10 protein-coding genes are annotated in these 8,918 nt (G+C 69.3%); 6 read left to right on the top strand and 4 right to left on the bottom strand.

Translation table 11 applies throughout. The annotated features are described in order from the left end of the window. Positions 1-64: 64 nt before the first annotated feature. Both ACH3VR_RS21745 and ACH3VR_RS21740 read right to left on the bottom strand, forming a co-directional pair. Complete coding sequence (locus tag ACH3VR_RS21745; protein ID WP_397558430.1) at positions 65-274, bottom strand: hypothetical protein; 210 nt, start codon at positions 272-274, stop codon at positions 65-67. A gap of 48 nt (positions 275-322) precedes the next feature. After that, positions 323-1,501, bottom strand: coding sequence for a calcium:proton antiporter (locus ACH3VR_RS21740; protein WP_397558429.1), 1,179 nt, complete (start codon positions 1,499-1,501; stop codon positions 323-325). 178 nt (positions 1,502-1,679) lie between these two features. Here ACH3VR_RS21740 and ACH3VR_RS21735 point away from each other — a divergent pair, with 178 nt between their 5' ends. From ACH3VR_RS21735 to ACH3VR_RS21715, 5 genes are all read left to right on the top strand, one after another. After that, positions 1,680-2,867 carry an MBL fold metallo-hydrolase gene (locus ACH3VR_RS21735; protein ID WP_397558428.1) on the top strand — a complete coding sequence of 396 codons (1,188 nt, stop codon included), beginning with the start codon at positions 1,680-1,682 and terminating at the stop codon, positions 2,865-2,867. Positions 2,868-3,047: 180 nt separating this feature from the next. Next, on the top strand, positions 3,048-4,016 hold the full coding sequence (locus ACH3VR_RS21730; protein WP_397558427.1) for an alpha/beta hydrolase: 969 nt from the start codon (positions 3,048-3,050) through the stop codon (positions 4,014-4,016). A gap of 98 nt (positions 4,017-4,114) precedes the next feature. Further along, positions 4,115-5,110: a hypothetical protein gene (locus ACH3VR_RS21725; protein ID WP_397558426.1), complete on the top strand. Its 996-nt coding sequence runs from the start codon at positions 4,115-4,117 to the stop codon at positions 5,108-5,110. A gap of 117 nt (positions 5,111-5,227) precedes the next feature. Next, positions 5,228-5,647, top strand: a complete 420-nt coding sequence (locus ACH3VR_RS21720) for a hypothetical protein (protein ID WP_397558425.1) — start codon at positions 5,228-5,230, stop codon at positions 5,645-5,647. Positions 5,648-5,993: 346 nt separating this feature from the next. Further along, positions 5,994-7,142, top strand: coding sequence for a DUF4185 domain-containing protein (locus ACH3VR_RS21715; RefSeq protein ID WP_397558424.1), 1,149 nt, complete (start codon positions 5,994-5,996; stop codon positions 7,140-7,142). 6 nt (positions 7,143-7,148) lie between these two features. Here the strand turns inward: ACH3VR_RS21715 and ACH3VR_RS21710 are convergent, their stop codons facing one another. Then, entirely contained in the window at positions 7,149-7,676 is a 528-nt protein-coding gene (locus ACH3VR_RS21710) for a DUF1269 domain-containing protein (RefSeq protein WP_397558423.1), read from the bottom strand. A gap of 136 nt (positions 7,677-7,812) precedes the next feature. On the opposite strand from ACH3VR_RS21710, the gene ACH3VR_RS21705 reads away from it, so the two are divergent. Then, positions 7,813-8,133, top strand: coding sequence for a hypothetical protein (locus tag ACH3VR_RS21705; protein WP_397558422.1), 321 nt, complete (start codon positions 7,813-7,815; stop codon positions 8,131-8,133). A 26-nt stretch (positions 8,134-8,159) separates the two neighbouring features. On the opposite strand, the gene ACH3VR_RS21700 is transcribed toward ACH3VR_RS21705, so the two are convergent. Next, on the bottom strand, positions 8,160-8,888 hold the full coding sequence (locus ACH3VR_RS21700) for a ferritin-like domain-containing protein (RefSeq protein ID WP_397558421.1): 729 nt from the start codon (positions 8,886-8,888) through the stop codon (positions 8,160-8,162). Positions 8,889-8,918 lie beyond the last annotated feature (30 nt).

Here is an 8,918-nt window from a genome sequence, read left to right as displayed (position 1 = left end):
AACGAGGCGTCCCCACGGTCATCTCCCGCGTGAGCGCAGGCCTGCGCCGACTCCCAGGCGCGACCTAACGGTGGTCGCGCCCTGCGGTTCCCGCTCTGATCGCCATCCAACAGGCCAGCCCGAAGGCCGCCCAGATCGGTGCCATCGTGATGAGGAAAGGCCGAATCGTGTCGCTCACGGAGTGCGAGTGGGCGTCGAACGCCCCGAACACCAGGACGGTGCCCGCGATCAGCAGGAGCGAGGCGATGGCGAGCACCAGCATCCGGAGCCTCATGCGAGCGATTATCGCCCTGCCGGTCGTCCGCGACCAGACCGGCCGGCGTCAGGGTGCGAAGAGCAGGACGCCGTAGACGCCGAACAGCATGAGATGCACGGCGCCGTGGACGGCGGTGGTTCTGGGCGCGAAGTAGGTGATCACCGTCATCACGAGGGTGATGCAGATGAGCACCATGTTGCCCGGCGATTCCCCCAGGATGACGGGCTGGCCGGTGACCAAGCCGATCACGAGGATCGCGGGAATCGTCAGGCCGACGGTCGAGACGAACGCGCCGAGGCCCAGGTTGAGCGCGCGCTGGTTCTCGTTGGCGAGCGCCGCACGGACAGCGGTGATCGCTTCCGGCGTGAACACGATGATCGCGATGATCACGCCGCCAAGCGCGACCGGCGCGCCCGTGAGCTCGATACCACGGTCCACGAGGATGCCGAGATCATGTGCGAGCAGGATGATGGGCAGCACCGTGGCAACGAGAAGGACCGAGCGAGCGACCACCTCCCTGGCGGTGGGCTTGCTGTGCGCAGGCGCCGGGGCGGGAGGCGAATCCGCCGGGAGCGGCTGCTGGTACAGCGCCCGGTCGCTGCCAGTCTGCATGAAGAGGAAGAAGAGGTACAAGGCCGCCGAGAGCACGGCGATGCCGATCGACTGGAGCGGGACGAGGCTGCCGTCGCTGGTGGAGCTGAGGAAGCTCGGCAGCACCAGCGTGACCAGCGACAGCGCCGCGATCATCGCGATGTAGATCGACGCGCCCTCCATGTTGTACCGCTGCGGTCCGAACTTCAGCGCGCCGAGGAGGATCGTGAGGCCGAGGACGCCGTTGACGATGATCATCATGACCGCGAACAGCGAGTCGCGGCCGATCGTCGCCGACCCGCCCGGGCCGAGCATGATCGATGCGATCAGCACGACCTCGACGACTACGACCGTCAGCGTGAGGATCAGGGTTCCGAAGGGCTCGCCGATCTTCTCCGCGAGATGCTCTGCATGGCTGACCACCCCGAAGGCGGCGACCATGATCGCGCCCAGGATGACGACGAAGCAGCCGATTGCCACTGCCGCGTTCGCCGGATGCGTCACCCACTCGTGTCCGATCGTGAGGAACACGATCGTCGTGGCCCATGCGATCACGAGGATGACGATGGTCGACCGTGAGAACAGGCGCCGCCACTCGCTCGGCGCGGCCTCGGGCGCGCGCTGGACGGTCCGGTCTCGAGTCGCTCGCACCATGATCTCTCCGGTTCGCTGACGCGGGGTCGGTCTCTCGCCCCCGGCGAGGCGTCCTGGCATCAGTGAACCAGAATCCGCGGGTCGCCGTCGTGAGCGACTGACCGTTGACGTGAGTTTCAGTTCACCTGATAATCGGGGAGTCAATCCGTTCGAAGCAAGGGAACCGAAGGTGAGCTCGATGTCGAGGAAGAACAGACCCGTGCAGGACGATGTCGCGCAGCAGTCCTCGTTGTCACGTCGACGGCTGATCCAAGCGGCCGGCGTGTCGACGTTGGCCGGGATCGCGGGCCTTGCGACGACCGGTGCAGCGCTCCCCGGCTCCTTCAGCGCACCCCTGAGTCGGCCACGCACCGGCGGCACCACCTTGGTTCTGCTCGGCACCGCCGGTGGACCCACGCTCTACAGCGGTCGGGCCGGAGTCGCATCCGCCGTCGTCGTCGGCGACGCGTTCTACCTCGTCGACCTGGGGCACGGCGCGCTCGGTCGAGCCGCCGACGCCGGGTTGAGCACCTCGACGGCACCGAGCGCCCGCCCCCTCACGGGGCTGGCAGGCGTGTTCCTCACGCACATGCACTCCGACCATCTCGCCGAGTACGCGTCCCTCATCATCAACGGCATGTGGAACGGGATCACCGATGGCGCCCACCCCGTGCCCATCTACGGTCCCGGCGACCGCGGAGGCCTGCCTCCCGTGCTCGGCAACCGCCCTGACCCCGTCGTCATCGCCGCCGACGAGCCCACCGCGGGCACCGTCCGAATGACCGAGCGCATCAGCGAGGCGTTCGCGGCAGATCTGAACGAGCGGCTCCGCGGCAGCGGTGGCGTCTCGCCACTTGCGGCCTTCGCCCCACACGACATCACGCTCCCCGCCGGAGTGGAGGCACCTGTCGACCACGCGCCGATGCCGCGCATCCGCCCCTTCGCGGTGCATGAGGACTCACGAGTGCGAGTCACGGCGACGCTGGTGGAGCACTCCCCGGTGTTCCCGTCCTTCGCCTTCCGATTCGACACGGACCAGGGGTCGGTGACGTTCTCGGGCGACACGGCACCCTCGGAGAACCTGATCGAGCTGGCCCAGGGCACCGACGTCCTGGTGCATGAGGTCATGGACCGGCAGTGGGCGGAGGCTCGCTTCCCCGAGCCGCGGACGCCCGCCGCCGAGGCGACGCTGCGCCATCTGCTCGAGTCCCACACGACGATCGAGGATGTCGGCGGCGTCGCGGAGTCGGCGGGCGCCGGCACGCTCGTCCTCAACCACCTCGCGCCCGGCGACAACTCGATCTCTCGGTGGCGGCAGGCAGGGCGAGGATTCAGCGGGCGGCTGGTCGTCGGCAAGGATCTCGACGAGATCGAGGTCGGTCGATAACCGGTCGCACCGGCGCTCCACCGCATCACCGGACGCACTACCCGGGCTGAATCCGAGCCGCCGGTCGGCGGGTGGGATGCCGCGAATCGGCCCCATTCGGCGGGTGCCGCGCTCATGCGCCCACAGTCAGCATGGTCGACAGCTGCCATGAAAGAGTGGCACTGGACGATGGAGTTCACCATGACCGACACCCTTGTACGCCCGCCGTTCGACCCCGAGCTGGAGGCCGCCCTGACCGTTCTGCGCGAACAGCTGCCGGCGACGTTCACCCCGGATCTGATCCCGGTGCTCCGAGCGAATCCGCTCACCGACCCGGAAGCCCTCCAGGCTCGGATGGCGGCGCTCGGCCTCACGCGCCGAGACGTCATCATCCCGGGATACCTCGGTGACGACATCGTCGTGACCGTCATCGCGAAGGAGCGCCACACGGGGACCGGTCCGGGCATCTATCACACGCACGGCGGAGGCATGATCATCGGCGGCCGGATGGACGGCGTCGAGGGCTTCTTCAGCGCGATCGATCGCCACGACGCCGTGCTTGTGAGCGTCGAGTACCGTCTGGCTCCCGAGTTCCCCGACCCGTATCCCGTGGAAGACTGCTACGCGGGCCTGGTCTGGACGGCAGCGCACGCCGACGAGCTGGGCGTCGATCCCGCCCGAATCCTCATCGGCGGCGGGAGCGCCGGCGGCGGACTGTCGGCCGGAACGGCCCTGCTCGCGCGCGACCGTCAGGGACCCGCCCTGTTCGGCCAGCTCCTCATGTGCCCCATGCTGGACGACCGCGACGCGACGGTGTCGACGCAGCAGATCGACGGCATCGGCGTCTGGGATCGGGGATCCAACGTCACGGGGTGGACGGCGCTGCTCGGCGACCGCAGGGGATCCGACGACGTCTCGATCTACGCCGCCCCGGCACGCGCGACGGATCTGTCCGGCCTCCCTTCGACCTACATCGACTGCGGCAGCGCGGAAGTCTTCCGCGACGAGGACGTGGCCTACGCGACGAAACTGTGGGAGGCCGGCGTGCAGGCCGAGCTGCACGTGTGGGCAGGCGGATTCCACGGGTTCGAGATGGTCCCGCACGCGACCGTGTCCCGCGCCGCGACAGCGGCCCGAGAAAGCTGGCTCGACCGCATCCTGGGCTCTTGAGCTCTCCCGGGGTCGCGGAGCCGTTTGGCCCGCGGCCCCGGCCCTCTTCGTGCGGTCGCGACTATCGTTGACCGCAGACGTGCAACGGAGCCCGGACCATGCAGGAGCTTCTGGGGCGCCTCACGGCGCTCGATCCCCAGGCAAGCGAGACACTCAAAGTCGTCTCGTACTTCGATGCGCTGGTCGCGTCGGGCGTGGGGGCTGAGAGCCTCGTTCGCAGCGCGGCCGCATTGACCGGCGTCCCTGTCGGTCTTCAGATGCCCGGGCGCATCGTGCGCGTGGGGCCGGACGGCCGCCCCCTGGAGCGACAGCCTCCGGCATCGCGCGACTGGCCGTCCCGTGACGCCGGCGACGACGCGACGGTGTGGATCGAGCGCGAGGGCGCCGCACACGCCAACGATGCGATGGTCCTCGAACGGCTCGCCATCGCCCTCGCGATCACCACGGCCCGGCGTGCCACGGACAGTGCGGGAGCGATCGAGATCGTGCTCAGCAGTCTCGCGACCGACCAGGAGCGCGGCACCGCATTGGCACGCCTGCATCTCGACGCCGAGCCGGCTCTGAGCGCGGTCGCCTTTCCTCCCGACGTGGCAGCGCCCGAAATCGGCCCCACCGCGATCGTCGTAACCTCACGCGGGCTCGCCCGTGCACTGCTCTGCCGTGACCGCGAAGGTCTGCGATGCGACGGGAGAGCCGGCATCGGCATCCCTCTCCCACCCGCTCGACTAGCCGAATCGTGGGCTTCAGCGCTCGTCGCGCTCCGCCTCAGCTCAGACGAGAATCCCGTCATCGACGCGGCGGCCCTCGGCGCGATCCTCCTGCTGGCCGATGTCGCCGACCGACGCCTCGAGCTCCATCCCGACGCCGCCGCCCTCGCGGCGCTCGACCGGCGCGCCCTGGACCTGCTCGACGCGTTCGCAGACTCCGGCAGTGCCCGCGCCGCCGCGACGAGGCTCGGCAGACACCATTCGAGCGTGCAGGAGAAGATCGCGACCCTCGCCCAGACCCTCGGCTACGACCCGCGCACGGCCACCGGCCGCACCCGCTACGCCCTCGCCCGCACCCTGCTCCGACTCTCACGCCCCGGTCTCTGAAGCCCGACCACTGCGCCATGGACGGAGCGCTTCGGGTAGGCGTACCCTGGCGCTCATCAAGCGGGAGGGCTCGTGAACAAGCGACACACATCGCATCCGATCGGCGATGAGGAGCTGATGTCGCGATACGCCTACGTGCTCGGATACGTCCCGGGCAGCATCGCCGACAGGGCGTACGCCGCGGCTTTCGATCGGCTATCGGCTGCGCAGCGTGAGGCCATCGTGGGCGAGCTGCTCTCACAGATCCCGGGCGCATCGGAGCAACCTGCACCGAGCGATCCCGAGACGTTCGCCGTGTTCATGCGAGATCTGTACGCGCGGGAGGCCTTCGTGCGCGTCGCAGGTGCCCCCGCCCTCGCTGCCGCGTTCGTCGCGAGCCCGCCGGTCGTCACGTACTTCACGAGCGGCACGGGCTCGGTGTCGATAGATCAGCATCCGCCATGGGTGCACGAGCTCGCCGGCCACGAGACGGCCCCGATCGACGGGGGAACAGTGAACCACCGCAAAGGCGTGAACACGGGCATTTGGTTCGGGTGATCGAGCGGCGACGGCCGTGGCTGTCGACGTCCCGACTGGCGGGCGCGAGGTGACTCAGACCCCGCGCGTCGGCTTCCGGGGTGGGTGTCGACGATGATGGCGCAGACGTCGATCATCCGCGAGCGGTCCAGGTGGGGTCGCGGGCCGCGAGAGCCGCTGAGCGGCTGGCGCCGCGCAGCGTGCGGGCCACCGCCATGACGACCGGCGTGTTCCCGGGGGGCGGCTTCGACGGCCTGACCATCCGGAGAGTCGGGATGCCGGCTGAGCCCGCGTGGTGGACGCGACTCAGCGCCGCGCGCGACACTTGAGGTGCCACGGACCGGGATCAGTCTCGTGGCGACCATCCGTGGACGACGAAGAGGACGTTGCGATGGGCGGGGGCGCGGGTCGGCTGGAACCGGACAAGAAGTGGCGCGAGAACATCGTCGGCCAGGAGCGCGTGCACCCGGCGCCGCCGCTTCGACAGGAGTGGGAGGAGCTGGCGCGGCAGCCCGCGCACTTCGTGAAGCGGCTGACCGGCGCCGACCTGGACACGGCGCGTCGATGGCGCGTGGCGGGCACGGATCTCGGCATCCCGTATCTGCTGGAGAACGGGTCGGTGGGCTTCCTGTTCGGAGACACGTTCGCGTCGGCATGGCCGGAAGAGGGGAACGACTGGCGATCGCCGGTGATGCTGCGATCGAATGCGCAGCCTTCCGCGCCGGATGGGATCGTGTTCGATTCAGCCGCGCGGGTGCTCGGCGACGGTCGGGCGCCGCAGCTGATGGACTACATGCACTTCCCGAGGCCGTTCGCGAACCTCGACGCCGAGATCACGCGGATCCCCAACGACGCCGTCTCGTTCCCCGAGACCGGCAGGCAGGTGCTGTCCTACATGGCGGTGTACGACTGGAGCGCGCCGTGGAAGACGGGCAGGGCGGGGCTCGCCTACTCGGACAACGGCAACGACTTCCATGACGTGCCCGAGGCGGCGTGGGCCAACGACGCCGCCAACCTCGACCCCTTCCAGATGTGGACGATGCAGCGGGACGGCAGGTTCGTGTACGTCTACTCTGTGCGCGCAGGCCGGCAGAAGGGCCCGATGATGCTGCAGCGGGTGCCGTGGCAGCGCATCCTCGACGGGGAGGCGTACGAGCCCTTCGGATGGAGCGAGAAGACCAGGAGCTGGCGGTGGGGACAGCCCTGCACCTCCGTCCTCCCCGAGGAGCCGTTCGGCGAGCCGTCGGTGCGCCTTCTGCAGGACGGCGCGTGGGCGATGACGTATTCGCTGCCGGGCCGGATCGTCTCCCGGCGGGCCGAACGTCCCGAGGGTCCATGGAGCGAACCGAAGGTGCAGGTCACCGGCGACCAGGAGCCGTGGCTGTACGGCGGGTTCATCCACCCCTACTCCACCGGCTCTGTCGGCGACCTGCACCTCATGGTCAGCACGTGGCTGCAGGATCCGCCCGGCACGTCGCACACGTACCACGTGTCGCACTACGCCGGGACGCTGTGACGGCGACTAGGAGTTGATCTGCTCCACGATGTCGTCGGCCGAGTCCTCGATCGCCTTCTGCAGCTTCTCGTAGTCATCGGTGTCGATCGCCCTGCTGATGCGCTTGTCCGCACGGAGGAGCGCCTTCTCGACCTTGTCGGCCCAGCGGTCGTCGACGACCGCGACGACCGCGGAGGTGCCCGGAGCGAGATACTCGTCGACGTCGTCGCCGAACTTCTTCTCCTCGCGGCCCTTCTTGATCTTGCCGAGGATCGCGCCGATGCCGGCGCCGACCGCCGTCGCCGCGAGCAGCGGAGGCGCGAACAGTCCGACGACGACGCCCGCGCCGGCACCCCAGGCCGCACCGTGCGCGACCGACTTGTCGCCGTGCTCCGTGACCTGGACCTTCCCGTCCTTGTCGCGGGTCAGTACGACGGCGCCGACGATCTCATAGCCGCCGGCGTCCTGCCCGCTCTGCAGCTCTTCGTAGTCATCCGACGCCGCCGTGGGGTCGTCGTACGATCCGACGATCAGCGCGAGGTTCTGCGTGCCCATCGATGTCTCCTTGGGTTGAGGACGGTGCGATTCTCCCCAGCGTCGGTGTCGGGAGGCTGGGTGCTCACCCCTGCCGGGTGAGGCGCCGTGTAGAGTCCGGGGCGTACACGCGGCCTGCGTGCGTCTGGAGAGTCCCTTGCCCGACTGGAATTACCTCCAGGTGGAGATCAGCGACGGCGTGCTGTTCCCCGTCGTGGGGCCCGGCGGACTGACCCGCGAGGCAGCGCACGCCTTCATCCGAAGGCTGCTCGTTCGCCACGACGAGACCGTCTCGCAGTCTCTCGAGCCGCTCATTCAGGCTTGGGATGCCGGCGCCGCCGACGACACCGTCTACGTCGGCTCGCTCGTGTGGGCGATCTACGAAGCAGCCGACTCTGCTGCCGGCGCGCGCGAATGGGTGGAGGACCTCGCCGCGACTCTGCGGCGATCCGGCTCGAAGGTGCGCATCGCCTGGTGACCCAGGCGGACGCGCATGCGCCGGGCTCAGGCCAGCGCGGCGGCCGCTGCCCTTCGGAACGAGCGCAGCGCGGCGCCCCAGTACGTGCGGACGGGGAGCCCGCAGATCCGCAGCGCCGCGCCGTGGTCGATCGCGACCACCGTCGCCGCGCCGACTGCGACGAACCACCATGCCGCGAACACGAGCGCTCGCACCGCCCGCGGTGTCACCGCGAAGCCGAGCCGCAGCTGGTCGATCTGGAACGTCAGGTGGTGCTCCTCGTCGAGGGCGATGCGTGTGCCGATGCCGCGGATCACTTCGTCGGGTCCGGAACGCGCGAGCACCACGAAGTACGGCATGGCCACCGCCTCGGCCGCCAGGAACAAGGCGAGCTCGGTGCGGAGTCCGAGCGATCGGCGCAGATACGTGAAGGCGCGGTCGGACCAATGGCCGTCCAGTTCCCCAGCGCCGAGGTGCCGGAGGCCCCGGGTGAACAGCTCCGAATGCAGCTGCTCCTCCTCGACGAGCATCCCGAGCGCCTCCCGTTGGACGCGGCTGCGCCCGGATGCCTTCCGCATCAGGTGCTCGCCGTCGCCGCCCTCGCCCAACGCGAACCTCTGGAACGACCTGACCATGCCCGCACGAACAGGGTCGGGAAGATCGGCAGGCACCTCCCAGTCGACCAAGGCCTCGATCGCCTCGTGTCGTGACCGGTTGTCGACGAAATGGGCGACCCATCGCTCGAACACAGCATCGCCGGCGTCGGCGGATGTCACGCGCCTCACGGTCATTCAGTCAAGCATCCT

The organism is Microbacterium alkaliflavum (assembly GCF_044325405.1).
GTDB lineage: Bacteria > Actinomycetota > Actinomycetes > Actinomycetales > Microbacteriaceae > Microbacterium > Microbacterium alkaliflavum.
This window is presented reverse-complemented; position numbering and strand designations above follow the sequence as displayed.

What these genes read in the sequence shown, in the direction of transcription:
- ACH3VR_RS21745 (WP_397558430.1), bottom strand. Translation starts at nt 274, where the DNA reads ATGAGGCTCCGGATGCTGGTGCTCGCCATCGCCTCGCTCCTGCTGATC.
- ACH3VR_RS21740 (WP_397558429.1), bottom strand. Translation starts at nt 1,501, where the DNA reads ATGGTGCGAGCGACTCGAGACCGGACCGTCCAGCGCGCGCCCGAGGCC.
- ACH3VR_RS21735 (WP_397558428.1), top strand. Translation starts at nt 1,680, where the DNA reads ATGTCGAGGAAGAACAGACCCGTGCAGGACGATGTCGCGCAGCAGTCC.
- ACH3VR_RS21730 (WP_397558427.1), top strand. Translation starts at nt 3,048, where the DNA reads ATGACCGACACCCTTGTACGCCCGCCGTTCGACCCCGAGCTGGAGGCC.
- ACH3VR_RS21725 (WP_397558426.1), top strand. Translation starts at nt 4,115, where the DNA reads ATGCAGGAGCTTCTGGGGCGCCTCACGGCGCTCGATCCCCAGGCAAGC.
- ACH3VR_RS21720 (WP_397558425.1), top strand. Translation starts at nt 5,228, where the DNA reads ATGTCGCGATACGCCTACGTGCTCGGATACGTCCCGGGCAGCATCGCC.
- ACH3VR_RS21710 (WP_397558423.1), bottom strand. Translation starts at nt 7,676, where the DNA reads ATGGGCACGCAGAACCTCGCGCTGATCGTCGGATCGTACGACGACCCC.